Raw genomic sequence first — 26,747 nt, 5'->3', positions numbered from 1 at the left:
TTCAGAACCAGTGCAGGCAGTGCGGGGCGCGTTCCGTGCGGAAGAGCGCGTCCGCGAGGGCGGCGGCGCCGGGACGGCCGGCCCGGATGTGTCCCGCGCGTACGAGCGTACTGGGGGCGATGCCTCCCAGGTACAGCGAGCCGAGGTCGCGCACGTCCAGCGACAGGTCGGGCTGCCGGTCCGTGGGGACGCAGTCGGCTGCGCCGTCGCGGACGGTCAGCAGGTGGCGGCCGTGCTCGCCGAGGAACGGGTCGTCCACGTCGAGGACGAGCTCACCGTCCGTGGACCAGCCGCGTGAGGTCAGCGCGCGCGGGACGTCGAGGAGGCGTACCCACAGCCAGTCGGCGTGTTCGCCGGCCTCGGCGGCGCGGACGTCCGCGAGTTGCCAGCGCAGCGGGTGCTCGGGCGGGACATGCCGGAACACGACCTGTGAGACCAGGTCGTGGCCGAGGACGAACCGGGCCAGGGCCAGGAAGACCGCGTCATCCGTGGCGATGGTCTCGTCGACCGTCAAGGTGCCGGGCTCGCCGATCGAGTAGCTGGCGTATCCGTCCGCCGTGCCGTCGGCGTCCCGGTGCACGGCGACGTAGCGCGGTGCCGACGAGACCGGCGACTGCCCCGCTCCCAGGGCCCACCAGCGGTGCGGCCGGGACAGTGCGCCGGGCTGGGCGCGGCGGTACCGGTCGTAGACCTCTTCGAGGATCTCGCCGCACTCGGCACGCCGCAGCACCTCGACCGTTCCGCCGTCCGCGCCGGTCGCGGGTGCGCCCCCTGTCGTACGGGCCCGGGGAACCGCGAGGGCGGCTCGGTGGCGCGGCACCGTCAGCCGGGTGGTGAAGGTCGCCGGTCCATAACCGAACCTGCCGTAGATCGGAGCCTCGGAGGCGAGCAGCACCGAGAGGAACTCGCCCCGGGCGCGCACCTCGGAGAGCTGCCGCCGCATCATCCCGGTGAGCACTCCGCGCCGGCGGTGCGAGGGCAGGACGCCGACCGCGCTCACTCCGGCGACCGGGGCGAGGGTCCGGCCGGGCAGGGTGAGTTCGAAGGAGTAGGCGGCCGCGGTGCCCACGGGCCGGCCGTCCGCGGACAGGGCGAGCAGTCCGCGGTCCATTTCGAGTGCCGACCACCAGCGTCCGCCACCCGCGATCGGGGTTTCGGGAAAGTGCCCGAATGCCGTGTGGACCGTGTCGACGAAGACGTCCAGGTCCTCATCGGTGGTGGGTCGGATCTCCATCGCTGTCGCTTCCTTCTCGAAGTGGCCGCACAATGCGTCAGGTTGGTGGTTCACGAGGACGGCGCTTCGTCCGGCCCGCGCGGGGTGCCGATGGCCACCGCGCCGCGGAAGCCCTCCGGCGCGATGGCCGACATCGTGTCGAGCGACGTGTCGGGGACCGGCAGGAGGTGGGCGTCCACCCAGGTGTCCCCCGTCGTCGCGTTGGCCCAGGGATCGTCGATCACGACGGCGCCGGGGACGACGCCGTGGCAGAGCACCCAGTGCGGCACGTCGAATCCCTGCATCCCGGCGAGGGAGAGCAGGAGCAGTACGTGCTCGCGTCGGCCGATCGCGTCGCGGATCGCGGTCAGGGAGAGGCGGCCCGGGTCTATGGGGACACCGGTGCGTTCCGCGTCGGTCCGGGAGGCGCGCTGGAGCAGGGCCCGCCACTCCCGGTCGTTCTCCGGGTAGTGGTCGAGCAACACCGGCCGGTCCGTGTCCAGGTGGACCGTGACCGGGGACGAGGGCCAGGCCCGGCGCACGGCGACGCCCAGTCCGACGGGCTCGCACGCGAGGAAGTTGGTGGCGTCGCGCCACAGCGTCAGCTCCGCCTGCCGGTCGAGTGCCTCGAACGCCAGCGCCCCGGCGTGCGCCTGCGCGACCAGAGCGGTGACGGCACCGCAGGTGAAGTGCGTCGTCTGCCCGTAGTACGGCGGTGCGGTCGTCGTGCCGTCGCGCAGCCAGCGGACGTAGCCGGAAGCCGGTCCGGCCGAGTGCTGCGACGGGGTGAGCGGAGGACTCAGGGCGGCGAAGCCGGCGGCCTCGGCGTCCTCGGGACGCGCCGTCCACCCTTCCCACTTGACCTGGGTGAGTTCTCGGCGGCCCGCGTGGGCGACGACGGCTCCTGCGGCTGCCCGCACGTCGCCGACGGCGTCGACGATCTTCAGGTAGGCGGTGTCCGGACGTGCCGTCACGAGCGCCGCGGCGGCCCAGCCCTCGCCGTCGGCTTCGGGAACGGCCACGAGGTGAGGGGCGTGGGCTGAGCGGTCGACCGCTCGCCAGCGCTCCGCCACCTCGTCGCCGACGAGCCGTGCCAGTCGAGCCGGCGGGGCGTCGGGCTCGTAGGGGACGACGATGCTCGTCGCGGGCCGCACGGACTCGGCGAGCCGTGCGTGCGTTTCCTGACGGGACGGCATTCCGGTGCTCCTGGCGGGGCGGAGGGGACGGGGGAAAGGCAGAAGGGGAAAGGGGGAAGCGGCGAAGGTGAGGGGAAAGGAGGAGCGCCGGAGCCCTGGCCTGTGGGCGCGGGCCCCGTCCCTTCCCGTGTCAGGCGCGGGACTTCCGGAGCATCCACACGAAGTACGGTGCGCCGACCAGCGCGATCATGAGGCCCGCCGGCACCTGGGCGGGGGCGACGACCGTGCGGCCGAGGGCGTCCGCCACGCACACCAGCACTCCGCCGAGCAGCATCGCGACCGGGATCGCGCGGCCGTGCCGGGCACCCACCAGGGAACGGGCGAGGTGCGGGGCGACGAGCCCCACGAAGCCGACGACGCCGACGGCGATCACGCTGAGCGCCGCGAGCACCGCGGCGATCGCCAGGGCGGTGAACCGGGTGCGTTCCACCCTGACCCCGACGATGCGCGGGGTGTCCTCGTCGACGGCGAGCAGGTCGAGCCGGCCGCGCAGGGACAGCAGTACGGGAAGGGCGAGAGCGAGGGCCACCGCGACCGGGACGACGTCCGGGAACGTGCGGCCGTAGGTCGTGCCGGAGAGCCAGGTGAAGATGCGGGGCGTGTTGTACGGATCGGCGCGCAGCAGGAGGAAGGTGGTGACGGCGCTGAGGCCGTACCCCATGCCGATGCCGATCAGGACGAACCGGTCGGGCAGGAAGCCGCCGCGCCAGGACAGCAGGGCGATCACCGCGAACGTGGCCAGCGCCGCCGTGACCGCCACCGCGATGAGTACCGGCCGGCCACCGGGCAGGCCCGAGGTGGCGACGCTCGCCGCGCCGAGGCCGGCGCCCGCCGTGATGCCGAGCACCCCGGGCTCCGCGAGCGGGTTGCGCACCGAGCTCTGTACGACGCATCCGGCCAGTCCGAGCGCCGCGCCGGCGAGGATCGCGGCGGTCACACGCGGGACCCGGTCGTCGAGCGCCTGGCCTATCAGGTCCGGGGCGGCGCCCTGGAGCCACAGCACGATGTCCCCGGTCCGCAGCCAGAGGCTTCCCGCCAGGACCGCCATGAGAGCCGCTCCGAGCAGGAGCGCCACCGCGCCGGACGTGACGAGGAGGAAGGCGCGGCGTGAGCGGGCGGCGACCCGCGCGCGCGGTGGTTGCCGGACCCCGCCCGTGTCACGCAGCCGCAGCGCGAGGACCACGATCACGACGGAGCCGAGCAGCGCGGTCGGCACGCCGGTGGGGATGGAGGCGGCCCCGTCCGCCCCCTGCACCGCGCGCAGGGAGGCGTCCGCGAGCAGCACGAGCAGCGCGCCGAGCAGCCCGGCGGCGGGGATCAGGAACAGGTGCCGGCGCAGCGCGCGGACCCGTCCCGCGATCAGGCGGGCCATGACGGGCGCCCCGAGACCGACGAAGCCGATCGGGCCGGCGAGGGTCACCGCCGTGCTGGTCAGCAGGACCGCGCAGAGCACGGCGGTCACGCGGGTGGTGCGGATCGGCACGCCGAGGGTGGACGCGGCATCGTCGCCGAGGTTCATCACGTCGAGGCGCCGGGAGAGTGCCAGGGCGACGCACAGCATCACGACGACGAGCGGGGCGGCACGTACCGACGCGTCGATGTTCAGCTGTGCCAGCGAGCCGCTGCCCCAGGCGAAGAGACCGGTCGTGTTCTGGTCGAACAGGATGAGGAGCATCCCGGTCGCCGCGTCCAGGGCCATCCCCGTCGCCGATCCGGCGAGGATGAGGCGGGTTCCCGCGGTGCCCGCGGCACGGCCCGCGAGGAGCAGTACGAGTGCCGCCGCGACGAGGCCGCCCGCGAAGGCGACGGCTCCCGACGCCCACAGCGGGACGGTGAGGCCGAAGGCGGCGACGATCGTGAGGGTGAAGTAGGCCCCGGACGTGACCGCGAGGGTGTCCGGCGAGGCGAGCGAGTTGTGGGTGACGGACTGGAGCAGCGTGCCGGCGCAGCCGAGGGCGAAGCCCACCGCGACACCCGCGAACAGGCGCGGCAGGCGCGAGCCGGTGAGGATCTCGCCGACGGGCGCCCCGCCGGTGTTCTCGTGCTCCCCGGCGAGATGGCGCACCAGGTCGCCGAAGCCGACGCCCGACGTCCCCTGCGTCAGGTGCCACAGGCCGACGAGGACGGTCGCGACGAGGAGGAGCGCCAGGACGGCCGCCCCGGCGGGACCGCTGCCGCGTCCGGCGCCCGGCAGCGGCCCCGCTTCAGGTGCCGCTGTGTGTACGGCGCTCACTTCTTGTCGAGTACGTCGACGTACGCGTCGATCGCCTGCGCGCAAGAGCGCGGACCACCGGCGCCCCAGACCCGCGCCGGGAAGGCGTGGGCGCGGCCTTCCTTCACGGCCGGGAGCTTCTTCCAGATCGGGTTCTTGGCCAGCGCCGCGACGTAGCCGCCGGCGCCGTCGTCGTTCGCGTAGAAGAGGTTGGCGTCGCCCACCGCGGTGAGTCCCTCGACGTCGGTCTGGGCGAGGCCGTAGGCGGCGTCCACTCCCCCGTCACCGTGCTTCTTGTTGACGTCGTTGGTCCACGCCGGGGTCATGCCGAGTTCCTTGCCTATCTCGGTGAACAGGGCGCCGTCCGCGTACGGACGGACGGTCAGGTTGCCCCCCTCGAGCCAGCCGTCGAAGAACAGGAAGTCCTTCGTCGGCAGGTCGGCGTCGGTGACCTGCTGCTTGGCCGTCGCGAGGTGCTGGTCGAACTCCTTGAGCACCTGGTCGGCCCGTTCCGTGCGTCCCGTCGCCTCGCCGATCATGCTGAACACCTTGCGCATGTTCCCGATCGGGTCCTTCGGGTCGGCCCCGCGCGTGGCCATCACGGGGACGCCTCTCTTCTCCAGCTTCTTGATCATCTCGTCCTTGGCGTCGAAGGCCTCCACGACGATGAGATCGGGCTTGGCCGCGTAGAGGGTGTCGAGGTCGGGCTCCTCGCGGGTACCGATGTCCGTCACGCCACTGGGCAGCTTCTCCGCGCTGGTCCAGGTGCGGTACCCCTTGGCGTCGGAGACGGCGGTGGGGGTGACGCACAGCGTCAGCGCGTCCTCGACCTGCTGCCATTCGAGGACCGCGATCCGCTCGGCGGGCTTGTCGAGCTTCACCTGCCGGCCGACGCCGTCCGTGAACGAGACGGGCTTCGTCGAGGGGGTCGCGGTGTCCCGGGCGCAGTCCTTCGACGCGGGGGACGCGCCGGCGCTGCCGCCGGCCGTTGCCTTGTCGACGTCGGTCGTTCCGCAGGCCGTTGCGGCGAGCAGAACGAGCCCGGCCGAGGCCGACACCGCCAGGAGACGGGCACGGTTCATGAGGGTTCCTCTTTCACGGGTGATGTGGGGCCCCAGTGATGTGGGGGCCGCACGAGACGATGCGTGGGCGTTTTCGGGCAGCCCGTCACCGACGGAGCGGCAGACGCCGCACTCCGGGTGACGCGCCGCCGCGTTCAGGAGAGATGACGTCCGAGGGGATCGATGCGGAGCCGCCCCGTTCGAGGATCGACGGCCACCTCGACACGGATGTCGTAGACCTCGCCGATGTTCTCCGCGGTGAGGACATCGGCCGGCGCTCCGGCCGCGTACACCCGGCCGGAACGCATGAGGACGAGCGTGTCCGCGACACGGGACGCCTGGTCGAGGTCGTGCAGCACGATCCCGACCGCGATGCCGTGTTCCTCGACGAGGTCCCGTACCAGGTCGAGCGTCTCGAACTGGTAGCGCAGGTCGAGGTGATTGGTCGGCTCGTCCAGCAGCACGACGCCGGTGTCCTGGGCCAGACAGGCCGCGAGCCAGACACGCTGCATCTCCCCGCCGGAGAGTTCTCCGACCTGGCGCCCGGCCATGTCACGTACTCCGGTGACCCCCATGGCGTGGTCGACGGCGGTCCGGTCCCCGGCGGTCGGACCGGCGAAGCCACGCCGGTACGGATGGCGGCCGAACGCGACGACCTCCGCGACCGTCAGTCCTTGCGGAGCGGGCCTCGACTGGGAGAACAGGGTGACCTCGCGTGCGAACCGACGCGAGCTGAGCAGGGCCGCGTCCCGTTCGGGCTCTCCGTCGGGGGCGCCGAGCGTCACCCGCCCGCCGTCCACCCGGTGCAGTCGGGAGAGCGCGCGCAGCAGCGTGGACTTTCCGCTGCCGTTCGGCCCCACCAGGGCGGTCGCACGGCCGGGTTCCAGGGCGACCGAGACGCCGTGGACGACGGGCCTGCCGCTGTAGCGGAGTACCAGGTCGTGCCCGATGAGCGCGGCCACCGGGACCGCGGCGGCAGGGGCGACAGAGGCGGCCACGGTGTTTCCTGCGGACCGGAAGGGGCTGGTGAACATGAACATGTCCGGACGTTCGGAGGGGCGAGGACTGCGGCAACCTCCGTCCGGTTCGACCGGCCGGACCGCGCACTCACCCACGCACGGACAGCACCGTGCACGGCGAGCAACAACTAAGGGTTACCTAACTCGGTGAAGGCTATATTCCGCTCGCCGCGTCGACAATCAGGAGTTCTGGCCACTCGATACGGAATTCCGGACATCCCCTGACGAGCCGGCAGCCGCCGCGCCGAAGAACGCACCCGGCGTGGTTCCCATGACCCGCCGGAAGGCGACGATGAAGGAACTGGGCTGCGCGTAGCCGAGCACCTCGGAAACCGTCGTCACGTCGAAGCCGTCGGCGAGGAGCATCAGCGCCCGGTGCACCCGCAGCAACTGGCGCCATTGCGCGAAGGAGAGACCCGTCGTCTGGCGGAAGGCGCGTGTGATGGTGCGGTCGCTGGTCCCGAGCCGACGTGCCCACTCCTCCAGCGAGCGGCAGTCGGAGGGATCGTCCAGCAGGGCTTCGGCGATGGCGTCGATCCGCGGATCGCCGGGCACCTGCAACGCGAACTGACGCTCCGAGGGCTGGATCACATCGAAGACGACCGACTCGGCCCGCGCCCTGGCCCCCGCGTCGAGGTGCGCGGACGACAGATGGGTCAGCAGCGATTCCAACAACGGCGTCATCGCGATCGCCATGGGTTCCGTGAAGGCGAACGGCGTGCGGTCTGGGGCGAAGAAGGCGTCGAAGAACTCCGCGCCCTCCGTCGCCCGACCCGCGTGGACCTCTCCGGCGGGCATCCACAGCCCGTGCCCCTCGACCACGGTGAAGAGGCGGTCCCCCACCCGGGACGTCAGCGTTCCCCCGCGCACCCAGACGAGTTCGTGCAGGGGATGCGCGTGCGGAGACCACTCCGTCGGGGCCGGAACGATCCGGAATCCCGCCTGGATGACACCTGCCCCTGTCGGCTCCGGGAGCGGCTCGGCCCGCCGCACGACGGTGCCCGCCTCGCTCCGCCGCATCCCGGGGATCGCCGCACCACGGGACGCTCGAACCATGACAGGGAGTCTATCGGCCCTGGTCCGCACCGGTTCCTGGGCGGGGCGAGGTCGTCCCGCGGCACCCCGGCCCGCGCCACACACCGCGTCACCGCGTCACCGCATCACCGCATCACCGCGTCACCCGGCTGTCGAAGCATTCCTTCGTGTCGCTCGCCGCCGGCAGGAAGCAGGCCCTGACGACCGCGCCGGGGAGCGTCGCCGTCATCGGCGTGTAGACGAAGGAATCGGTGTCGACGTCGTCCTTGATCTTGGCACGGCGGACCGGGCTTCCCGCGCCGTCCGCGCTCATCTCGATCCGGTCGCCGACGCGGGCACCCCAGGTCCGCGCCCAGCTCGCCCCGCACCAACGGTTGTACCGCACCTCCATCCAGGCGCCGGTGGACATGCGACGCCGGACCAGCGTCTCGGGCTGCGCGCCGCACTTCGTGACCATGGGGCTCTGGCCCTCGCAGGCGGCTCCGCGGCAGTTCGGGTGCGTCGAGGACGAGGCCGCCGACGAGGGCGGCGGGGCGGAGCGCCGCGCATCGCCGTGGTCGCGGGTCAGCACGAGGAGCGCCACCGTCACTCCTCCGACGGCCAGGGCGCACACCGTCGCCAGGACGGCCATCAGGGTCACCGTCCGACGGCGGGACGGCGAGGGCGTCCGCCGCGTGGAGAACCGGTCTGCCGACGACGCCACGTCAGCGGACTCCGCCCTCGGCGGCTCGGCTATCGGCCGCGTCGCGGTCTCCGGCTCCGGTGCCGCCTCCGGCCGTGCTGCCGTCCCCGGCTTCGGTGGCGCCTCCGGTTGTGGTGCCGCCGCCCGCGGTGCCTCCTTGGCCCGGCCGCTCCATCCGGACTCGGTGATCTCCCAGAGCGCGACCGCCCGCCCCTCCGGTTCACCGGCCAGCCGGCACAGTTCCCGGACCGCCTGCCGCGGCGGCAGTGTCCTGCCGTTGAGGTAGCGCTCCCAGGACGACCTGCTGTACGCGGTCTTCGCCGCGAGGCCGGACAGGCTCAGGCCGGTGCGTTCCCGCAACGCCCTCAATTCGGCCGCGAGTCGGGCGTGTTCGGGCGTCGGGGTCATCCCCGGAGGGCCTTCCAGGTGTGCGGCCCGGCGATGCCGTCCACGTCGAGGTGTGCCTGCCTCTGGAAGCGTTCGACCGCGCCCATCGTGAGCGGGCCGAACATCCCGTCGATGCCGCCCGGGGAGATCCCCGCCCTGCGGAGCAGGCACTGCACCTCGGCCACCTGCGGTCCGGAGTCCCCGTACGCCACCGTGGCGTTGGTGGCCCGGCTGTTGCCCGCGTACCAGTGTCCGCCGATCCGCTCCAGATGACAGCGGTACGCGGCCTTCGTGGCGGCGGGTGACCCCGCGGCGGTGGACGCGGCATGCCCGGCGGGCGCCGGTGCGCCGCCCTTCTCGTCGCCCGCGAACCGTACGGCCACGAACACCGCCGCCGACGCGGCGAGCACCAGGGCCACGCAGCCCGAGACGAGGGCGACGCTCAGCGCCCGTCGGGATATTCGGGGTCCCTCGGCGGCGTGCGTCGCCATCATCACCGGCTCCGGCTCCGCGTCCGGCGCGACCGCCGGCGGGCCCGCCGGGACCGGTTCGGCCGCGTCCGACGGGGCAGGCTCCATCTCCACCGGTTCCGCCACGGCCTGTTCCCGCGTGCTCGGGTCCGTCACGCCCTGTTCCGGCGCGCCCTGTTCCGGCGCGCCCGCCGACTTGTCCCGCCACGCCTCGACGGCGACTTCGTGCAGCGCGAGCAGCCGGACGGGGTCGTCACCGCAGATCCGGGCCAGGGCCTCCACCGCGTCGGGCGGCGGCACCGACCGGCCGCTCAGATACCGCTCCCACGACTTCGCGCTGTACCCCGTCCGGGCCGCCAACTGCCGCATGGTGAGACCGTTGTGATCCTTCAGCCGGCGTAAGCGCACCAGTAACTGCCGGACGCGCGGGTCGAGTTCCGCAGGCAGCGCTTTCCAACGCGACATGTTCCCCCACCAGGCGTTCATGATCAGTGGCCATGGTCAGTGCCCCCTGTGCCGTCGCATTGTGCATCAGCGGACACCCGGCCGCACGGCAACGTGGTTGCTGCACCCAAGTGTTGTCGCGCCACCGCCGCCACCACCGTCCCACCGTGCGGTCTCCCGGGACGACTTCCCCGCAGGTCAGCATGCGGGACGTCCCGTCGGGACCTCACTTGCGGCGCGACGCTGGTGCCCCTCGCCCCCCACGTCGCACTCTCGTCTCGCCACCTGCACCACAGCCGTGGAAGGTGCGCCCGACGACCCGAGAGGGAAACGACGTATGCGATCGAAAGTCTTGGCCAGGACCCTGGTGGGCACCGCCGCAGTGATCGGACTCGCCGCCGGCGGCCTCGCGACCGCCGGACCCGGATTCGCCGCGCCCGCACAGGCCCCGCGGACCCAGTCCGTCTCCGTTCTCGCGACGAACAACCTGGGTCTGAGCACCACGCAGGCCAAGTACGTCCAGTGCTTCATGCGCGACGCTCCGGCGAGCTACACGGGCAGCATCGACGGTCAGCTGGGCACCAACAGCTGGAAGGCGATGCAGCGCCACCTCCGGGCGTACTGGAGCTACACCGACAGCATCGACGGCGACCCCGGCCCGAACACCATCAAGGCGCTCCAGCGCATGCTCAAGTTCGGCTGGAACTACAACGACGCCATCGACGGCGACCCCGGCGCGGACACCAAGGCCGCGTTCAAGCGGTTCGCCAACGACTTCGCGTCCCTCTACCCGTGCTGAACGGTCCGGCCGCCAGGTGAACCCACCCCGCGGCCCGCTTTCCCTCTCCGGGAAGGCGGGCCGCGGTACGGCGGTCGGGCGCAGGCCCCGTGAACGTCGCGGCGAGGCCGCAAAGGGCTCGCTGAAGCAGGCCCACCCATCATCGAAGGAGATGTCCCACAGCATGGGAAGACTTGCGATCCACGCTCCCGCCGACAGCGAGAGCCTCCGCCGGCGGGGTCCCGTCCGCGGCGGCCCGGGGTGGCGGGTCCGGACCGGGACCTTCGCCGCCACCGCGGCGATGCTCTCGGCCGGCGTCCTGTTCGGTGCCGGTCCCGCGGTGGCCGCACCGGCGGCGATCAAGCTGACCTCGTCGTCCTGCCCCACCGACATCGTGCAGGGACAGACGAGCGGCTGTGTCACGGAGCTGCAGACGCTGCTCAACGCGCACGGTGCCGGTCTGCAGGTGGACGGTGAGTTCGGGGCGAACACCTACTACGCGGTGCGTGAGTACCAGGCCGCCACGGCGATCGCCGTGGACGGGCGGGTGGGCCCCCAGACGAAGAGCAAGTTGTACGCGACCGGGGGGTCGGCACCGGCGCCGGTCAACCTCATGTCCTCCTCGTGCCCGGCGAACGTCGTCAAGGGCAACAAGGGCGGATGCGTCAGCGAACTGCAGCGGCTGCTCCGGCACCACGGCTACTCGGTCGAGGTGGACGGGGACTTCGGGGCGGGGACAGAGACCGCGGTCCGCAGCTTCCAGTCCGCCCACGGTCTGTCGGTCGACGGCCAGGTCGGCACGAACACCAAGCGGGAGCTGTACGACACCGACGAGTCGCCGTCGACGGGCCTGGACCTGAGGTCGGCGTCCTGCCCGGCGAACATCGTGGAGGGGCAGAGCGGCGGTTGTGTGTCGACGCTCCAGGCCCTGCTGAACGGCAAGGGCCAACACCTGGACGTGGACGGCGGGTTCGGACCGCTGACGCTGGCGGCCGTGAAGTCCTTCCAGTCCGCGAGCGGTCTGTCGGCCGACGGTGAGGTGGGCGCGAACACCAAGGCCGCCCTGTACTCGAACATCGGCGGTGGTGGCGGCAACGGAGCGCCGGCGCCGGTCAATCTGAACTCCGGTTCGTGCCCGAGCGAGATCGTGAAGGGCCAGAAGAGCGGCTGCGTCACCGAGTTGCAGAGTCTGCTCAACCACCACGGTGCCGACCTCGCCGTCGACGGCGACTTCGGATCGCTGACCGACAGCGCCGTGCGGGACTTCCAGGCCGAGAAGGGCCTGTCGGTCGACGGTCACGTGGGCTCGAACACCAAGGCGGCCCTGTACGGCGCGGTCACCCCGCCGTCGTCGCCCCCGCCCGGCGGCGGCTACAGCAAGATCCTCAGCGTGGCCGCGGCCGAGGAGGGCACGGTCGAAGGCAGCGCCCGGGCGAACAGCTACGGGTCGGCCGTGGGCCTGTCGCTGTCCACCGACGACTACGCCTGGTGCGCCACGTTCGTGAGCTGGGTCGGCAAGCAGACGGGAGCGACGACCTACCGCAACACGTACGTGTCCGGCTGGGTCAAGCAGGCGCGGGCAGGCAACTACCACCTGTCGGTGACGTCCAGCCCGCAGCCGGGCGACATCGTGGCCTACGACTGGAACGGCGGCAACGACTTCACCGGCGGCCACGAGCACATAGGCATCGTGCGGACGGTGTCCGGCTCCAGCTTCACCGCCGTCGAGGGCAACACCGGCAATCCCAACGGCGGCAGCGACGGCGTCTACGTCAAGAGCCGCAGCACGAACAGCAATTACGACGTGCTCTTCATCCGGGTGCGCTGACCGGACGCCCCACCGGCCGAACTGCCCCACGCGAACGGGGGATCGGGGGAACGGGGGGGGCAGGACCACGGGGGAAGGCAGGGGCCGGCGGTTCCACACCGCCGGCCCCGTACGCCTGCGGTCAGGCGTGCGCCTCGATCGTCACCTTGACGTGTTTCATCAGGGGCTGGTCGCTCTGGAGGCTGTAGTCGCCGATCGCGCAGAGGACGTTCATCTCCGGCATGTAGCCGGCCGCGCAGCCGCGGGGGATGTCGTAGGGGATGGCCAGGTAGCCGTCGAGGCGCCGGTGGGTGCCGTCCTTGGCGGTGGCGACGATGTCGACCGGGTCGAACTCGGAGATGCCGCGTTCGCGCATGTCGTCCTCGTTCATGAAGACGAGCGTGCGCAGGTTCTTGACGCCCCGGTAGCGGTCGTTGTCCGAGTAGATCGTCGTGTTCCACTGGTCGTGGGAGCGCATCGTGCCGAGCGCGAGCGTGCCGGGCGCGGGGACCACGTCGGGCAGTGGCGCGGTGGAGAACTCGGCCTGACCGCTCGGGGTGAGGAAGACCAGTTCGCGGGCGGGCTGTTTGATGCGGAAGCCGAGCGGCAGGCGGACGCGGCGGTTGCAGTCCTCGAAACCGTCGAGGGTCTGCGCCATCGTGTCGCGGATGCGGTCGTAGTCCTCGATGTACCACTCCCAGGGAGTGGCGCTGTCCGGGAGGGCGGCGCGGGCCATGCCGGCGATGATGGCGGGCTCCGACAGCAGGTGCTTCGAGGCGGGCCGCTTCATGCCGATGGACAGGTGGACCATGCTCATCGAGTCCTCGACGGAGGTGCTCTGGATGCCGCCGCGCTGGTGGTCCTTCTCGGTCCGGCCGAGACACGGCAGGATGAGCGCCCGCCGGCCGTGCACGAGGTGGCTGCGGTTGAGCTTGGTGCTCACCTGGACCGTCAGGTCGCAGTTGCGCAGCGCCGCGTAGGTGTACGGGGTGTCCGGCGCGGCGAGGGCGAAGTTGCCGCCCATGCCGACGAACACCTTCACGTCCCCGCGCCGCATGGCCTGGATCGTCGCGACGGTGTCCATGCCGTGCTCACGCGGCGGGTCGATCCCGCAGACCTCGCCGAGCCGGTCCAGGAACTCCGCACCGGGCCGGTGGTCGATGCCGCACGTCCGGTTGCCCTGGACGTTGCTGTGGCCGCGCACCGGTGACGGGCCGGCGCCCTCGCGGCCCAGATTGCCGCGCAGCAGAAGGAGGTTGACGATCTCCCGTACGGTGTCGACGCCGTGTTCGTGCTGGCTGACGCCGAGGCACCAGCTCATGATGCTGCGGTCCGCCTCGCGGTACACCTTCGCGGCGGCGAGGATGCCGTCGCGGTCGATCCCGGACTGGCGCTCGATCTCGTCCCAGGACGTGGCCTCGCACACCGCGCGGTAGTCGTCGAAGTAGGCCGTGTGCCGGTCGATGAACTCCTGGTCCAGAGCCTTCCGGTCGGTCTTGGCCTGCTCCAGGATCGCCTTGGACATGCCGCGCAGGAGCGCCATGTCACCGCCGATGCGGACCTGGAGGTTCAGGGTGCTGGTCCGCGTCGACTTGAAGAGGGCCATGTCCGTGAAGTCGTGCGGAACGATGGTGCGGGTCGCCGCGGCCTCGACGAGCGGGTTGATGTGCACGATCTGGGCGCCGCGGTCGTAGGCCTCGGCGAGGGCGGTGAGCATCCTGGGCGCGTTCGAGGCGGCGTTGACACCCATGATGAACAGGGCGTCGGTGGTCTCCCAGTCCTTGAGGTCCGCGGTGCCCTTGCCGGTGCCGAGGGACGCCGTGAGGGCACGGCCGCTCGCCTCGTGGCACATGTTCGAGCAGTCGGGCAGGTTGTTCGTGCCCAGCTCCCGGGCCATCAACTGGTAGAGGAACGTGGCCTCGTTGCCGAGGCGGCCCGAGGTGTAGAAGGAGGCCTGGTTCGGGTCGTCCAGCTCCCGCAGGGTCCGGCCGACCAGTTCGAAGGCGTCGCGCCAGCTGATCGGGACGTAGTGGTCCGACTCGGGGTCGTAGACCATCGGCCCGGTGAGCCGGCCCTGGTCCTCCAGGTCGAAGTCGCTCCACTCGAAGAGTTCGCTCACCGAGTGCGCGGCGAAGAACTCGGCGCCCACGCGCTTGCCGGTCATCTCCCACGTGACGTGCTTGATGCCGTTCTCGCAGATGTCCAGGTGCAGGCCCTTGGTGTCGTCGGGCCAGGCGCATCCCGGACAGTCGAAGCCCGTTCTCTCGTGGTTCATGCGCATGATCGCGCGGGGACCGTCCACGAGGGCCTTCTCGTCCACCAGAACGCGGGTGACGCTCTTGGCCGCACCCCAGCCGGCCGCCGGGTGATGGTACGGACGGAACTCCGGTTCACCCCGTGGGGTGGGCCCCACGTTGGGCTCCACACCGTCGTGGCCGTTCCGGGATGCGTTCAAGAGTCTCACCGCGCCTAGGACTGGGGTCGTTTCCCGTGGTTGGCCGCGTGCTTGCGTCTGCTCTTCTTCTTGCGGCGTCGCTTCGACGACATACCGAACCTCCCTCACTCGCGGGACACCGCGAGGTGTCCTGATGGCCGGGGAACAGCGCGTTCCACGATTCCATACATCACATATCGTCGCGATTCGACCTACGATCGATGTGTTTGCGACTCTCCGCACGTGAACGTGCCCGACGGTTCCCTATCCCGAGGAGCAGGCATGTCCAGCGAACCAGCGCCGATCAGCGAGACCGCCCGGCAGGCCCTCGAACAGGAACTCGCCGATCTCCACACCGAGCGCGACACCGTGGCCGCGACCCTGCGGGGTTCCGACGCCGAGGTGGGCGACCGGGCCGACGAGGCGGACGAGTTGCAGCGCGCCGACGACCAGCGGCGGCTGGACGACCGCATCCGGGACATCACGACGCGGCTGCGTCAGGCGGACGTGGCGGGGCCTCCCCCCACCGGTCTGGTCGGTGTCGGCAGCACGGTCACCGTCCGGTTCGGCGACGGCGGCGAGGAGACCGTGCAGATCGGCGAGACCGCCGTGGCACAGGACCGGACGCTGGTCACCGCCGACAGCCCCCTCGGCCGCGCACTGCTCGGCCGCCGCCCCGGGGACACCGTGACCTTCGACGCCCCCGACGGCGAGGACAGCGCGGAGGTCGTCTCGCTCGGCGACGGGCCCGGGCCCGGCAGCGACGGCTGACCGCGGTACGGCACACCCGACGGAACGGCCGGACAGCGCGGCCACCGAGCCGGAACAACGGGGCGGCCGGCCGGGGGACCACGCTCACGTGGTCCCCCGGCCGGCCGTCGTCGTTCGTTCAGCGCTCGTAGTGCGACGGCGGGAAGGGATCCCGCTCCCGCCGGGTGGCCCTGCCGGAGGGCATCTCACCGGTACCGACCTCGCGGTCGATCTCCTCGCGCTCCTGCCGGTACTCGGCCTCCGGGTCCTCCGTGGGCCCGCCCGGCAGACCGGCCTCGCGCCGGTCGCGTTCCGTACGCGCCTGGAGCTCGTCCTCGTCGACCCGCCGGGGCATGCCCCTGCTGTGGCCGTGCTCCGGATCGCCTTCGACAGCTCGGTTGGACTTGTGGTGCGTCATGCGCAGCCTCCTCAAATGGACTGCCCGGGACGGACGTCAGCCCGCCGGGGCACGCCTTTCGGTGTCAGGAGTCCTCCGTCCCGTCGTTCGTCGCGCCCTCCCGCTCGTCCGCGGCCCCGCCGCTCCCCCGGTCCTCCTCCGCCGGGCCGTCGCCCTTGCGCACGGTGCAGTGGACCGTGTCGTCCCGGACGTCGGCGACGATCGTGTCGCCGCGTTCGGCCTCGCCACTGAGCAGCAGCTCCGCGATGCGGTTGTCGAGTTCTGTCTGGATGGTCCGCCGCAACGGGCGTGCGCCGAACTCGGGCTGGTGGCCGTGGGCGACGAGCAGCTTCTTGGCCGCGTCCGTCACCTCCAGCTTCAGGCCCTGCGCGTGCACCCGGCGTTCGCTCTGGCCGAGCAGGTGGTCGACGATCTCGCCGAGGTCGTTCTCACTGAGCCCGTGGAAGATGATGATGTCGTCGATGCGGTTGAGGAACTCCGGCAGGAACCGGGTCCGCAACTCGTCCATCAGCACGTCCTTCAGCTCGGACACGTCCCCCTTGTGGTCGAGGATGAGGTGCGCGCCGATGTTGGACGTCATGATCACGACGCAGTGCCGGAAGTCGACGGTGCGGCCCTGGCCGTCCGTGAGCCGTCCGTCGTCGAGGATCTGGAGCAGCGTGTTGAAGATGTCGGGGTGTGCCTTCTCCACCTCGTCGAAGAGCACCACGCTGTACGGCTGCCGGCGGACCTTCTCGGTGAGCTGGCCGGCCTCGTCGTAGCCCACGTATCCGGGAGGCGCGCCGACCAGGCGGGCCACCGTGTGCTTCTCCTGGAACTCGCTCATGTCGAAGCGGGTCATGCGGTTCTCGTCGCCGAAGAGCAGTTCCGCGAGGGTCTTGGCCAGTTCCGTCTTGCCGACGCCGGTCGGGCCGAGGAAGAGGAAGGAGCCGACGGGGCGGTTGGGGTCGCCCATGCCGGCCCGGTTGCGGCGAACCGCCTGCGACACGGCGGTGACCGCCTCGTCCTGGCCGACGATGCGGGAGTGCATCTCCTCCTCCAGCTTGAGGAGCTTCTCCTTCTCGCTGGCGGTGAGCTGGGAGACCGGGATGCCGGTGCGCCGGGAGACGATGTCGGCGATGTCGCGTGCGGTGACGGACACCACGCCGGCCCGGCGCTCCTCGATGCCGGCGAGTTCGCCCTCGGCCTCGGCGATCCGCTGCTTCAGCTGTCCCGCGCGCTCGAAGTCCTCGGCGGCGACGGACTGGTCGCGTTCGCGGCGGAGTTTGGCGACGCGGTCCTCGCGTTCGGCGACCTCGGTCGACCGGCTCGCGCTGCGCAGCCGTACCCGCGCGCCCGCCTGGTCCATCACGTCGATCGCCTTGTCGGGCAGGAAGCGGTCGCTGATGTAGCGGTCGGACAGCTCGGCCGCCGCGGCGAGGGCGCCGTCGGCGAAACGGACCTGGTGGTGCGCCTCGTAGGCGTCGCGCAGGCCCTCCAGGATCTGCACGGTCTCCTCGACCGTCGGCTCCGGGACCAGGACCGGCTGGAAGCGGCGTTCGAGCGCGGCGTCCTTCTCGACGTACTTGCGGTACTCGTCGATGGTCGTGGCGCCCACGACGTGCAGTTCGCCGCGCGCGAGGGCGGGCTTGAGCATGTTGCCCGCGTCCATCGAGCTCTCGCCCGAGGCGCCGGCGCCGACCACGGTGTGGAGTTCGTCGATGAAGAGGATGACCTGTCCGTCCGAGTCCTGGACGTCCTCGATGACCTTCTTCAGGCGTTCCTCGAACTGCCCGCGGTACTGGGCGCCCGCCACCATGGCGGACAGGTCGAGCGAGACGACGCGCTTGCCCTTCAGGGTGTCGGGGACGTCGCCGGAGACGACGCGCTGGGCGAGTCCCTCGACGATGGCGGTCTTGCCGACACCGGGCTCACCGATGAGGACGGGGTTGTTCTTGGAGCGGCGGGAGAGGATCTCGATGGTCTGCTCGATCTCCTCGGCCCGTCCGACCACCGGGTCGAGCTTTCCGGCCCTGGCCTCTTCGGTCAGGTCGCGCCCGAACTCGTCCAGGGTCGTCGCGGGCTGCTCGGGCTCGGCGTACGAGCGGTTCTCCTGGCGGGCGGCGCGTTCCGTGAGGCCCGCCAGTTTCTGCGCGTCCTGTCCGTCGGCGCGCAGGAGCTGGGCGGCGCCGCTGTCCGCGTCGCCGAGCAGGGCGCCCAGGATGTGCTCGGGGCCGATGTAGGAGACCCCCGCCGCCTGCGAGCGGGCGTAGGCGGTGGCGAGGGTGCGCTTGGCCGCCGGGGTGAGACCCGGCTCCGACGACGGCTCGCTGGTCTCCCGGGGCAGCACCTCGGCCAGCTGCGCCGCGAGGGCGTCGGGGTCGACTCCGGCCTGGGCCAGCAGCGAGCGGGCGGGTTCCACCTTCGTGGCGGCCCAGAGGAGATGTTCCGTGTCGAGGTCGGAGGTGCCGTCTTCCATGGCCCGGCGCGCGGCCAGATTGAGCAGTTCCTGAGAGGACTCGGTCAGCAGCCGTCCGATCGGCACACGCTGTACCGCAGGTGGCGACGACGCGGGTGACATACCGAAAAAGCGGTTCAGCAATTCGCCGAAAGGATCGGACGAGCCGAAACCGTACGTCGACATCGACATGAGCAGCTCCCGGAGCGGCGATGAGTACTCTCCACCATTTCGCGGGGCCTATTGCTCCGCAACCGGAGGGGACATCGCCCGGGCCGGGCCCGTCGGCCGCGGCGGTTCACCGGCACGAGATGAACTCGGCCCGATTAAAAGCGAGTCGGGAAGGCCGGCGGGACAGGGCCGTACACGCGGAAAGCGGACGCCGGTCGGCGGGGCCCGCGTCTGTCGGCGTTTTTCCGTCCCTGTCGGCCCTCAGCCCTGTCCGGTGCCCGCGTCGGTCCACGGGTCGAGCGCGACCACGGCCTCGTCCGTGTAGACGAGGAACGTCAGGGTCTGGCGGAAGTACAGGTCGATGCCGTCGGCGTCGTGCGAGGTGTAGCCGATGGCGAGGTCCTCGCCGAGCCGCAATTCGTAGTCGCCGCCCCGGGTGGTGAGCAGGAAGGCCCCTTCGACGGCGGGCGCCCAGACGAGGCGGCCGTCCAGCATCCGGCCGAGGTGGGCGGCGATGGGGTAACCGTGGTCGGAGGTCTCACTGACCGCCGTGTACGCCTCGGCGCCGAGCAGCAGCGTGTACGGGCCCTGGACGCCGGCCAGCCGCAGGGTGCTCAGGGCGTGGCTGACGGCGTCGGGGAAGTCGCGGGGCTCGGCGGGCAGGCGGAGCACCGGGTTGGAGGTGCGGGCGCGCAGCCCGTCGACGCTCGCGGCGGCGTAGCCGTTGAAGACGGTCTGGTCCTCGGCGAACGCCATGGTGCGGGCGGCGTCCTTGACCGGCTGCCAGTCGGAGTCCTTGGCCCCCCGGTCGACGTCGTCGACCGCGTCGCGGCCCACCCGGAACGGCACGGTCAGCTCGACGAGGGGCTGGACCCGGCGCAGCCGCGCGGTGACCCCGGGTGAGGGGCCGTCGATGCCGGAGAGGTGGCCGGTGCCCACGGCCGCGAGTTCCGGGCCATCGGGGCCGGTGACATCCACGACGCGCCGTCCGGCGAGGTTGCGCCGGAAGGTGCGGCGCGCCTCGTCCTCGATCTCGGCCCAGGCGGCGGGCGTGATGGGGGCGAGTTCGCGGTGCAGATTGCCGGTGCCGTCGAACGTGGTCATGTCCGGACTCCTTTGAGGCTGCCGATTCCCAGCGAGCCGTTCGCCGTGGGCCGCTCCGCGGGAGGGGCGGGCGGGGCCGCCGCCGGCTCCTCGCCGGGGGCCGCGGGGACGTTCGTCTCCTCCGCGCCGGGAGCGGCGGGCAGGTCGTCGAGGAAGTCGACGGTCGGGACGTGGAAGAGGCAGCCGGTGATCGCGGTGGAGAAGTCGAGGATGCGGTCGTGCGGGGCCGGGCCGTCGCCGAGGAACATGTTCCGCAGCATCTGCTCGGTCACGTCGGGGGTGCGCGCGTAGCCGATGAAGAAGGTGCCGAACTCGCCTTCGCCGAGCGTGCCGAACGGCATGTTCTCCCGCACGATCTTGCGTTCGTCGCCGTCGTCGTCGGTGACGGTGTTGAGCGCGACGTGGGAGTCCGCGGGTTTGACGTCGTCGGGGAGTTCGACGTTGGCCGCCTTGGTACGGCCGATGACCTTCTCCTGCTCGGTGTCGGGCAGGGCGTTCCAGGCGGCCATGTCGTGCAGGTACTTCTGGATGATGACGTAGCTGCCGTCCTCGAAGTCCGGGTCCTCGTCGCCGACGAACACGGAGTCGGCGGCGAGCCGTCCCTCGGGGTTCTCGCTGCCGTCGACGAATCCGAGCAGGTCGCGCTCGTCGAAGTACTTGAACCCGTGGACCTCGTCGACGGTCGCGACCGCGCCGTCGAGGCGTTCCATGATGAGCCGGGCCAGTTCGAAGCACAGGTCCATCCGGTCGGCCCGGAGGTGGAAGAGGAGGTCGCCGGGGGTGGACGGGGCCCGGTGGCGTTTGCCGTTCAGCTCGGTGAAGGGGTGCAGTTCCTGCGGGCGGGGGCCGTCGAAGAGCCGGTCCCAGACGTCGGAGCCGATGCCGACGATGCAGGCGAGCCGGTCGCCGGGCGCGCGGAATCCGACGGAGCGGCGCAGGCCCGACACGTCCTCCAGGAGGTCGCGGACCGTGTCCTCGTGGCCCGGCGTGACGGTGAGCACGAGGAAGACGGTGGCTCTGGCCGGTCGGGAGATGACGGCCTGTCGCTCAGCCAAGAGTCGGCCTCCTCGTGAGACGCGGGAGTGTCCCTCGCGTGCGGGACGGTCGGTTCTTCCCTCCATCCTGCTGCGTGCCGGAGGAATCCGCACGAGATCCGGACCGCTCAATGCCGTGGACACGTCAGCACCTGCATTCCGGTGCCCGGCGCGTCAGCCGCTGACGATTCCGACGACGACGTTGATGGCCGTGGCGAGGATGCTGGTGCCGAAAACGTAGGAGAGAAGGGAGTGCCTGAGCACGATCGAGCGGATCTCGGAACTGGAGACGTCGGTGTCGGAGACCTGATACGTCATTCCGAGGTTGTAGCTGAAATAGAAGAAGTCGCGGTACGACGGCTGGTCTTTCGAGTTGAAGTCGATGCCGCCGTCGTGCTCGTAGTACACGTAGGCGTAGCGGGTGGCGTACATCAGGTGGAGTGCGGACCAGGCGAGGAAGACACCGCACAGGGCCGTGACGGCCGCGGCGTGGCCGTCGTCCGCCTTGCCGCCGCGCACGAGCAGCAGCACGATCGCGAAGAGTCCGCACAGCGCGACCGCGACCACCACCAGCTCGTCGGTCAGGGGCTTGAAGTCCTCGCGGCGCGCGTTGCGGCGCACCTGGGCGGCGTCCATGGGCCACATGACGATCCAGCCCGCCAGCACGAAGAACAGTTCGGTGGTGGCGATCCCGGCCAGCAGACCCAGCAGAACGTCGGTCGCCAGTCCCACGCCCACCCCGACGGCGGCACCGAGGACCACCGCGCCGGTGAGGCGCGGCACGGCGTCCAAAGGGAGCTTCATCCTCATACGGCGCCACGTTAGTCCCGTTGCGGCCTGGCAGCCCGGCGGGGCTGCCAGGCCGGGGTCCACGGCCGGGACCGGCGTGGAGCGCACCGCGTGAACGGCTCCCCGGCGGGTAGGAACGGAGCACCCTGACGGGACCGGCCCGGCGGTCGCGCGGCGAGGGAAGGATCGGTTGGGCCATGACACTGGAGCAGACCGCCCGGGACACGGTGGAGGCGGTCGTCGTGGACGACGGCCTGCTGCTGCTCGTCGACGCGCCGGACGGCTGGGGGCTGCCGTCGGGACCGCCGGAACTGGCCGAGCGTCCGCAGGCCACGGCGGCTCGCGTGGTCTACGAACTCACCGGCTACCTCGTGGACGGTTCCTCGCTGCTGGAGGCGGACGGCGCGGCGGTGGAGGGGCCGGTGGCCGGCCCGTCGACCGTGGTGTGCAGGCTGTTGAGCGACACCCCCTCGGCGGAGGCGCGGCTCAGCGCGGAGCAGCTCCGCTGGACCCCGTTCGCGGAGGCCATCGGCACCGGGCTGCCCGAGACCGTACGGCGGTACCTGGAGGGTCACACACCCCTGTAGGGGCGCCGGTTCCCGGGGTTGCTCAGACGGGGACGGGGAACAGCAGGCAGCTGCTGGTGGTGTGGGCGAGCAGCCGGTCGGCCTCGTCGAGGAGTTCCGCCTGGGCGAGGGCCGTGCGGCGGCCGCTGTTGAAGACGGTGCCGACCGCGCGGATCCGGCCGGTGTCCACGGTGACCGGCCGCAGGAACTTCACGTTCAGGTCCAGCGAGGTGTAGCCCATGGCCGGGGGCAGCACGGACTGCACGGCGCACCCCGCGGCGGAGTCGAGCAGGGTGGCGTAGACGCCTCCGTGGACGCTTCCGATGGGGTTGTAGTGCTCCTCCCCCGGGATCAGGGAGAAGACCGCGCGGCCGTGCTCGACCTCGTCGAGGGTCATGCCGAGGGTCGCCGTGATCGGTGGCGCGGGGAGGCGTCCGGCCTGCACCTCGCGGAGGAAGTCGAGACCGCTGTAGTGCCCGACGGCGGACGCGGAGACGGCCGGATCCTCCCAGTCGTATGTGCGTGACCTGCCCATGACGCTCCCCGTTCCACTCGTCGATCTGTCTTCTTTTTTCGAAGTTAGCCAGTACGGGACCTGGCTGTCAATGACACAGCCAGCCTACGATGGGCCTCATGACGTGGCTCGACACCAGCACCGACAACTGCACGGTCCAGCGCACGCTCGACCTGATCGGCGAGAAGTGGTCGATGCTGGTCCTGCGGGACTCCATGAACGGCGTGCGGCGGTTCGACGACTTCCGGCGGCATGTCGGCCTGTCCGAGAGCGTGCTCGCCGACCGGCTGAGGAAGCTGGTCGCGGCCGGGATCCTGGACACCGTCCCGTACAGCGAACCGGGCAGCCGTACCCGGTACGAGTACCGGCTCACCCGCAAGGGCTGGGAGCTGTGGCCCGCCATGATCGCCCTGAAGCAGTGGGGCGATCGCTACACGGCGGACCGCGAGGGCCCGCCCCTGGAGGTCGTGCACGACGGCTGCGGTGAGCAGGTCCGCGCGGCGGTCGTCTGCGGCGCGGGACACGGCGAACTGATTCCCCCCGACGCACGCACCCGTCCCGGCCCCTCCGCGAAGCGCGCGGACGGCGCTGTCGCCGCTCCCTGAGGGGGCCACGCGCCCAAGGTGCGCGCAGCCGGACAGGGCCCGCCCTGAGCACGGGTCCCCCGACCCGGCCGAGCCCGGCCCACCGGGTCCGCGTGACCGGCGGCGCGGTTCCTCTCGTACGGTGAGTCCAGTGCGCGAGGGACCGAGCGGTGGAGGAACGATGACGGACACGAGACCGCCGGCCCGTGAGCGGTGGGCGGCGAGGGCGTCGCTCGTCGCGGCGGCACTCGCGGTGGCCGTACCGCTCATCGACGGCGGCGTCCGCGGCGTCCTGCTCGTGATCGCGTCCATCGTCGGCATGGCCGTCGCGGCGGCGGCGCTGTGGTGGACGCTCACCCGCCGGGGCCCCGCGCGCTGGATCGCCGGACTGCTGGCGATCGCCGTACCCCTCGGCGTCATCGTGGTCCTCGCGGTCACCTTGCTGTGGACGCTGCTGCTGTCGCCCGTGCTGTGGGTCCTCGCGGTGTGGTGCGGCCGGTACGCGCTGCGGAGCGCCCGCGGCCGGGTACGGCCGATGAAGGAGCACCGCACCCCGCCGCCGCGGCGGCCGTTCGTCCTGATGAATCCGCGCTCCGGCGGCGGCAAGGTGGAGCAGTTCGGCCTCGTGGAGAAGGCCGAGCGGCTCGGCGCGCGGGTCGTGCTGCTCGACCCGGAGAACCACCAGGACGTGACGGAGCTGGCCCGGCAGGCGGTCGCGGACGGGGCGGATCTGCTCGGCGTCGCGGGCGGCGACGGGACGCAGGCGCTCGTCGCGGCCGTCGCCGCCGAACACGGGCTGCCGTTCCTGGTCATCTCGGCGGGCACCCGCAACCACTTCGCGATGGACCTGGGTCTCGACCGCGACGATCCGTCCACCTGTCTCGACGCCCTGCCGAACGGTGTGGAACTGCGCGTCGACCTCGGCTTCGCCGGCGGCCACCCCTTTGTCAACAACGCGTCGTTCGGCGCCTACGCGGCCGTCGTCCAGGATCCCGCCTACCGCGACGACAAGATCGGCACCTCGCTGCAGCTCCTCCCCGATCTGCTCACCCGCCAGCGCGGGCCGCAGCTGACCGCCGAGGCCGCGGGAGCGACCCTCGACGCACCCCAGGCGCTGCTGGTGAGCAACAACCCCTACCGCACCAACGAGTCCGCCGGTCTGGGCCGCCGCGAGCGGCTCGACTCCGGGCTGCTCGGCATCCTCGGAGTCAAGATCGACAGTGCGGTGGAGGCAGCCGCGCTGCTGCTCGCCCCGGACCCGGGCGGCCTCTCGGTCCTCACGGCCCGCGAGGTGGTCGTCGGCGCGGACACCCCCGAACTGGAGGTCGGTATCGACGGCGAGGCCATGGTCCTGCCGACGCCGGTGCACTGCCGGGTCGCGCCGGGTGCGCTGCGGGTGCGTGTCCCGAAGAAGCGCCCCGGTGTCCCGACGGCCCCGCCCGCCCTCGACTGGCGGCGGCTCCTGTCGCTGGCGGTGCTCGTGGGCCGCACGGCCGGCGTGCGGCGCCCGGGGCACAGACCGCCGGGGCCGGACACCCTGCGCAAGCTCGTCTGACCGGCACGCGTCCGGGGCGCGTTCAGCGACCTGAGGCCGTCACCCCGATCGCTCTCAAGACCTCAAGACCTCAGGACACCTCAGGACAGCGGGAGCCGCTCCGGATCCTCCGTCCGCGGAGCCGGCACCGCGTCGGGCGCGTCGGGCCGGGCCGGGACCGCGCCGTCTGCGGTGTACGGGACCGGCTGTGCGCGGTGGTGGAGATCACCGACGGCGCCGTGGCCACGTCCGCGCGCTACGAGCGGGGCGACCACATCCTCGACGGCCGCACCGGCCGTCCGGCCACCGGGCTGCTCAGCGTCACGGTGGCGGCGCCCTCGCGGACCGAGGCGGACGCGATTGCGGCGGCCTTCGCCCTGGGCCGGGAGGGCGTCGCGTGGGCGGCGGCCCGTCCGGGCTGCGAGGTGTTCGCGGTGGACGCGGAACACCGGGTCCAGCGGACGGCGGCTTCCCCTGGCGGGCTGAGCCCTCGCCGAAGAGCGGGCGCCTGACCGACCCTCCACAGGCCTCCTACCAGGGCGTCGGCCCAGCACGAAGCACTATACATACCGTGTATACACGGTATGTATAGTGCGCCCATGCCTTCTCTGCCCTGGAAGATGAAAAGACCCCTGCCCGGGTTCCGTGCCGCGGCCACGATCTCCGCCGCCGTCGCTCTGGCCCTCCCGCTCACGGGATGCACGACGCTGCACACCACCGCGCCGAGCACCGCACGGGCCGACGCGAAGAACGCCGCGCTGCGGACGGGTTTCGGGACCGTCGACTGCCGGAAGGCCAAGTGCATCGCGCTGACCTTCGACGCGGGCCCGAGCGAGCACTCGGCCCGGCTGCTCGACATCCTCAAGGAGAAGAAGGTCCCGGCCACGTTCTTCCTGCTGGGCAAGCGGCACATCGAGAAGTACCCGGACCTGGTCCGGAGGATGGCCGCCGAGGGCCACGAGGTGGCCAGCCACACCTGGGACCACAAGATCCTCACCCGGATATCCCCGAAGGAGATACGGGAGGAGCTGCGCCGCCCGGACGACGCCATAGAGCGGCTCATCGGACGCAGGCCGACGCTGATGCGTCCGCCGCAGGGCCGGACGGACGACACCGTGCACAGGATCGCTCGGGAGGAGGGGCTCGCGGAGGTCCTGTGGAGCGTGACGGCCAAGGACTACCGGACCGACGACTCCGCGCTGATAGAGAAACGCGTCCTGGAGCAGTCGTCCCGGGACGGGATCATCCTGCTGCACGACCTCTACCCGGGCACGGTGCCGGCGGTGCCGGGGATCATCGACGCGCTGAAGGAACGCGGGTACGTGTTCGTCACCGTGCCCCAGCTGCTGGCGCCGGGGAAGGCCGAGCCGGGCACCGTGTACCGGCCCTGACCCGGCGCCCGCCCCGGACCACCGCGCCGGCCTCCCGCGCAGGGGCGCAGGCCCCGCCCAAGCCCCACCCATGACCGCGACCACGAACGCAAGCGCGAGCACGACCCGGGGACCAGTTCCTCGGCCGGGTCGCGGTTCCTCCGGGGAACACGCTTAGGCTCGTCCCGTGGCCCTCTTCGTCCTGGAACGCGCGTCCCGGCACTCCGTCGCCGGGAGCTGGCGCCGCCTGACCGACTGGCCCCGGCACGCGGACGTCGTCCCGCTGACCCGGGTGACCGTGCGCACCCCTCCGCCGACGGGGCAGGGCACGGTGTTCGTGGCGCGGTCGGGGATCGGGCCCCTCGCGTTCGACGACCCGATGGAGGTCACTGCCTGGGAGCCACCGCGCGACGGGGGGCCCGGGCGGTGCCGGCTGGAGAAGCGGGGCAGGTTCGTCACCGGGTGGGCCGAGATCGAGGTCCACCCGGCGGACGACGGGGGCTCTCGGGTGATCTGGCGTGAGGACATCACCGTACGGGGGCTGCCCGGCCTCGCCGACGGGCCGCTGGAACGGTCGGCGCGGTGGATGTTCGGGCGGGCGGCGGACGCGCTGCTGCGCCAGGAGTGACAACGCCCCTCATCGGCGCGGGAGTTCCGCGAAGTCCCCCTGCCGTCAGCTTCCCTTCCCTCTCCCCTCCTTCCCATCAGCTTCCTGCCAGCGCGCCTGCCCGGCCGTGA

Annotated in this window: 23 protein-coding genes and 1 pseudogene; 9 read left to right on the top strand and 15 right to left on the bottom strand. The window is 71.7% G+C overall.

Annotation, left to right across the window (positions count from 1 at the left end; genetic code table 11):
* Position 1 precedes the first annotated feature (1 nt).
* The 8 genes from ABZT74_RS05835 to ABZT74_RS05800 all read right to left on the bottom strand — a co-directional run bounded on the left by ABZT74_RS05835 (position 2) and on the right by ABZT74_RS05800 (position 9,740).
* Positions 2–1,234, bottom strand: coding sequence for a GNAT family N-acetyltransferase (locus tag ABZT74_RS05835; RefSeq protein ID WP_356175665.1), 1,233 nt, complete (start codon positions 1,232–1,234; stop codon positions 2–4).
* Between the two features lie 50 nt (positions 1,235–1,284).
* Entirely contained in the window at positions 1,285–2,409 is a 1,125-nt protein-coding gene (locus ABZT74_RS05830) for a peptidase C39 family protein (RefSeq protein WP_356175662.1), read from the bottom strand.
* Between the two features lie 130 nt (positions 2,410–2,539).
* Positions 2,540–4,642: an iron ABC transporter permease gene (locus ABZT74_RS05825; protein WP_356175659.1), complete on the bottom strand. Its 2,103-nt coding sequence runs from the start codon at positions 4,640–4,642 to the stop codon at positions 2,540–2,542.
* A complete protein-coding gene (locus tag ABZT74_RS05820) occupies positions 4,639–5,703 on the bottom strand; it encodes an iron-siderophore ABC transporter substrate-binding protein (RefSeq protein WP_356433509.1) in 1,065 nt (354 codons plus the stop codon). Before ABZT74_RS05820 ends, ABZT74_RS05825 begins: the two co-directional genes overlap by 4 nt.
* 134 nt (positions 5,704–5,837) lie before the next feature.
* On the bottom strand, positions 5,838–6,716 hold the full coding sequence (locus ABZT74_RS05815; RefSeq protein WP_356175838.1) for an ABC transporter ATP-binding protein: 879 nt from the start codon (positions 6,714–6,716) through the stop codon (positions 5,838–5,840).
* Between the two features lie 165 nt (positions 6,717–6,881).
* Positions 6,882–7,757: an AraC family transcriptional regulator gene (locus ABZT74_RS05810; protein WP_356175653.1), complete on the bottom strand. Its 876-nt coding sequence runs from the start codon at positions 7,755–7,757 to the stop codon at positions 6,882–6,884.
* Positions 7,758–7,869: 112 nt separating this feature from the next.
* Positions 7,870–8,826, bottom strand: coding sequence for a DUF2690 domain-containing protein (locus tag ABZT74_RS05805; protein ID WP_356433508.1), 957 nt, complete (start codon positions 8,824–8,826; stop codon positions 7,870–7,872).
* Positions 8,823–9,740, bottom strand: coding sequence for a peptidoglycan-binding protein (locus ABZT74_RS05800; protein ID WP_356433507.1), 918 nt, complete (start codon positions 9,738–9,740; stop codon positions 8,823–8,825). The genes ABZT74_RS05805 and ABZT74_RS05800 overlap by 4 nt, the downstream gene beginning before the upstream one ends.
* 316 nt (positions 9,741–10,056) lie before the next feature.
* Here ABZT74_RS05800 and ABZT74_RS05795 point away from each other — a divergent pair, with 316 nt between their 5' ends.
* Both ABZT74_RS05795 and ABZT74_RS05790 read left to right on the top strand, forming a co-directional pair.
* Positions 10,057–10,518 carry a peptidoglycan-binding protein gene (locus tag ABZT74_RS05795; protein ID WP_356175644.1) on the top strand — a complete coding sequence of 154 codons (462 nt, stop codon included), beginning with the start codon at positions 10,057–10,059 and terminating at the stop codon, positions 10,516–10,518.
* 163 nt (positions 10,519–10,681) lie between these two features.
* A complete protein-coding gene (locus tag ABZT74_RS05790) occupies positions 10,682–12,325 on the top strand; it encodes a peptidoglycan-binding protein (protein ID WP_356433506.1) in 1,644 nt (547 codons plus the stop codon).
* Positions 12,326–12,446: 121 nt separating this feature from the next.
* Here ABZT74_RS05790 and ABZT74_RS05785 read toward each other — a convergent pair whose 3' ends face one another.
* A complete protein-coding gene (locus ABZT74_RS05785; protein WP_356433505.1) occupies positions 12,447–14,717 on the bottom strand; it encodes an FdhF/YdeP family oxidoreductase in 2,271 nt (756 codons plus the stop codon).
* Between the two features lie 303 nt (positions 14,718–15,020).
* Between ABZT74_RS05785 and ABZT74_RS05780 the strand changes: the two genes are divergently transcribed.
* Entirely contained in the window at positions 15,021–15,509 is a 489-nt protein-coding gene (locus tag ABZT74_RS05780; RefSeq protein WP_355869374.1) for a GreA/GreB family elongation factor, read from the top strand.
* A gap of 118 nt (positions 15,510–15,627) precedes the next feature.
* Here the strand turns inward: ABZT74_RS05780 and ABZT74_RS05775 are convergent, their stop codons facing one another.
* The 5 genes from ABZT74_RS05775 to ABZT74_RS05755 form a co-directional block, all read right to left on the bottom strand.
* Positions 15,628–15,906, bottom strand: a complete 279-nt coding sequence (locus ABZT74_RS05775; protein ID WP_355869371.1) for a hypothetical protein — start codon at positions 15,904–15,906, stop codon at positions 15,628–15,630.
* Positions 15,907–15,970: 64 nt separating this feature from the next.
* Complete coding sequence (locus tag ABZT74_RS05770) at positions 15,971–18,535, bottom strand: ATP-dependent Clp protease ATP-binding subunit (RefSeq protein ID WP_356433504.1); 2,565 nt, start codon at positions 18,533–18,535, stop codon at positions 15,971–15,973.
* A gap of 240 nt (positions 18,536–18,775) precedes the next feature.
* Complete coding sequence (locus tag ABZT74_RS05765) at positions 18,776–19,618, bottom strand: family 1 encapsulin nanocompartment shell protein (RefSeq protein WP_355869365.1); 843 nt, start codon at positions 19,616–19,618, stop codon at positions 18,776–18,778.
* Entirely contained in the window at positions 19,615–20,673 is a 1,059-nt protein-coding gene (locus tag ABZT74_RS05760) for a Dyp-type peroxidase (protein ID WP_356165331.1), read from the bottom strand. The genes ABZT74_RS05765 and ABZT74_RS05760 overlap by 4 nt, the downstream gene beginning before the upstream one ends.
* Before the next feature lie 153 nt (positions 20,674–20,826).
* Positions 20,827–21,462, bottom strand: coding sequence for a DUF1345 domain-containing protein (locus tag ABZT74_RS05755; protein ID WP_355869359.1), 636 nt, complete (start codon positions 21,460–21,462; stop codon positions 20,827–20,829).
* Between the two features lie 176 nt (positions 21,463–21,638).
* Here ABZT74_RS05755 and ABZT74_RS05750 point away from each other — a divergent pair, with 176 nt between their 5' ends.
* Complete coding sequence (locus ABZT74_RS05750; protein ID WP_356165328.1) at positions 21,639–22,028, top strand: NUDIX domain-containing protein; 390 nt, start codon at positions 21,639–21,641, stop codon at positions 22,026–22,028.
* 22 nt (positions 22,029–22,050) lie between these two features.
* On the opposite strand, the gene ABZT74_RS05745 is transcribed toward ABZT74_RS05750, so the two are convergent.
* Positions 22,051–22,542, bottom strand: coding sequence for a PaaI family thioesterase (locus tag ABZT74_RS05745; RefSeq protein WP_356433503.1), 492 nt, complete (start codon positions 22,540–22,542; stop codon positions 22,051–22,053).
* 98 nt (positions 22,543–22,640) lie between these two features.
* Between ABZT74_RS05745 and ABZT74_RS05740 the strand changes: the two genes are divergently transcribed.
* The 5 genes and pseudogenes from ABZT74_RS05740 (at position 22,641) to ABZT74_RS05720 (ending at position 26,637) form a co-directional block, all read left to right on the top strand.
* Positions 22,641–23,126 carry a helix-turn-helix domain-containing protein gene (locus tag ABZT74_RS05740; protein ID WP_356433502.1) on the top strand — a complete coding sequence of 162 codons (486 nt, stop codon included), beginning with the start codon at positions 22,641–22,643 and terminating at the stop codon, positions 23,124–23,126.
* A 160-nt stretch (positions 23,127–23,286) separates the two neighbouring features.
* Positions 23,287–24,660 carry a diacylglycerol kinase family protein gene (locus tag ABZT74_RS05735; RefSeq protein WP_356433501.1) on the top strand — a complete coding sequence of 458 codons (1,374 nt, stop codon included), beginning with the start codon at positions 23,287–23,289 and terminating at the stop codon, positions 24,658–24,660.
* Between the two features lie 179 nt (positions 24,661–24,839).
* A pseudogene (locus ABZT74_RS05730) lies at positions 24,840–25,151 on the top strand (FAD:protein FMN transferase); the annotation flags it as partial.
* 108 nt (positions 25,152–25,259) lie between these two features.
* On the top strand, positions 25,260–26,030 hold the full coding sequence (locus ABZT74_RS05725; protein WP_356433647.1) for a polysaccharide deacetylase family protein: 771 nt from the start codon (positions 25,260–25,262) through the stop codon (positions 26,028–26,030).
* A 166-nt stretch (positions 26,031–26,196) separates the two neighbouring features.
* Positions 26,197–26,637, top strand: coding sequence for an SRPBCC family protein (locus tag ABZT74_RS05720; RefSeq protein ID WP_356165316.1), 441 nt, complete (start codon positions 26,197–26,199; stop codon positions 26,635–26,637).
* The last annotated feature ends 110 nt before the right edge of the window (positions 26,638–26,747 follow it).

Origin of the sequence: Streptomyces sp. NPDC005302 (genome assembly GCF_040607345.1) — a bacterium.
GTDB lineage: Bacteria > Actinomycetota > Actinomycetes > Streptomycetales > Streptomycetaceae > Streptomyces.
Note: the sequence above shows the minus strand (reverse complement) of the source record. Positions and strands in the feature narration are given on the sequence as shown.

Bases quoted from the DNA above. Each gene is read 5' to 3' on its own strand.
- ABZT74_RS05835 (WP_356175665.1), bottom strand. From the start codon at position 1,234: ATGGAGATCCGACCCACCACCGATGAGGACCTGGACGTCTTCGTCGAC.
- ABZT74_RS05830 (WP_356175662.1), bottom strand. From the start codon at position 2,409: ATGCCGTCCCGTCAGGAAACGCACGCACGGCTCGCCGAGTCCGTGCGG.
- ABZT74_RS05820 (WP_356433509.1), bottom strand. From the start codon at position 5,703: ATGAACCGTGCCCGTCTCCTGGCGGTGTCGGCCTCGGCCGGGCTCGTT.
- ABZT74_RS05815 (WP_356175838.1), bottom strand. From the start codon at position 6,716: ATGTTCACCAGCCCCTTCCGGTCCGCAGGAAACACCGTGGCCGCCTCT.
- ABZT74_RS05810 (WP_356175653.1), bottom strand. From the start codon at position 7,757: ATGGTTCGAGCGTCCCGTGGTGCGGCGATCCCCGGGATGCGGCGGAGC.
- ABZT74_RS05805 (WP_356433508.1), bottom strand. From the start codon at position 8,826: ATGACCCCGACGCCCGAACACGCCCGACTCGCGGCCGAATTGAGGGCG.
- ABZT74_RS05800 (WP_356433507.1), bottom strand. From the start codon at position 9,740: ATGTCGCGTTGGAAAGCGCTGCCTGCGGAACTCGACCCGCGCGTCCGG.
- ABZT74_RS05795 (WP_356175644.1), top strand. From the start codon at position 10,057: ATGCGATCGAAAGTCTTGGCCAGGACCCTGGTGGGCACCGCCGCAGTG.
- ABZT74_RS05790 (WP_356433506.1), top strand. From the start codon at position 10,682: ATGGGAAGACTTGCGATCCACGCTCCCGCCGACAGCGAGAGCCTCCGC.
- ABZT74_RS05780 (WP_355869374.1), top strand. From the start codon at position 15,021: ATGTCCAGCGAACCAGCGCCGATCAGCGAGACCGCCCGGCAGGCCCTC.
- ABZT74_RS05775 (WP_355869371.1), bottom strand. From the start codon at position 15,906: ATGACGCACCACAAGTCCAACCGAGCTGTCGAAGGCGATCCGGAGCAC.
- ABZT74_RS05770 (WP_356433504.1), bottom strand. From the start codon at position 18,535: ATGTCGATGTCGACGTACGGTTTCGGCTCGTCCGATCCTTTCGGCGAA.
- ABZT74_RS05765 (WP_355869365.1), bottom strand. From the start codon at position 19,618: ATGACCACGTTCGACGGCACCGGCAATCTGCACCGCGAACTCGCCCCC.
- ABZT74_RS05755 (WP_355869359.1), bottom strand. From the start codon at position 21,462: ATGAGGATGAAGCTCCCTTTGGACGCCGTGCCGCGCCTCACCGGCGCG.
- ABZT74_RS05750 (WP_356165328.1), top strand. From the start codon at position 21,639: ATGACACTGGAGCAGACCGCCCGGGACACGGTGGAGGCGGTCGTCGTG.
- ABZT74_RS05745 (WP_356433503.1), bottom strand. From the start codon at position 22,542: ATGGGCAGGTCACGCACATACGACTGGGAGGATCCGGCCGTCTCCGCG.
- ABZT74_RS05740 (WP_356433502.1), top strand. From the start codon at position 22,641: ATGACGTGGCTCGACACCAGCACCGACAACTGCACGGTCCAGCGCACG.
- ABZT74_RS05735 (WP_356433501.1), top strand. From the start codon at position 23,287: ATGACGGACACGAGACCGCCGGCCCGTGAGCGGTGGGCGGCGAGGGCG.
- ABZT74_RS05725 (WP_356433647.1), top strand. From the start codon at position 25,260: ATGAAAAGACCCCTGCCCGGGTTCCGTGCCGCGGCCACGATCTCCGCC.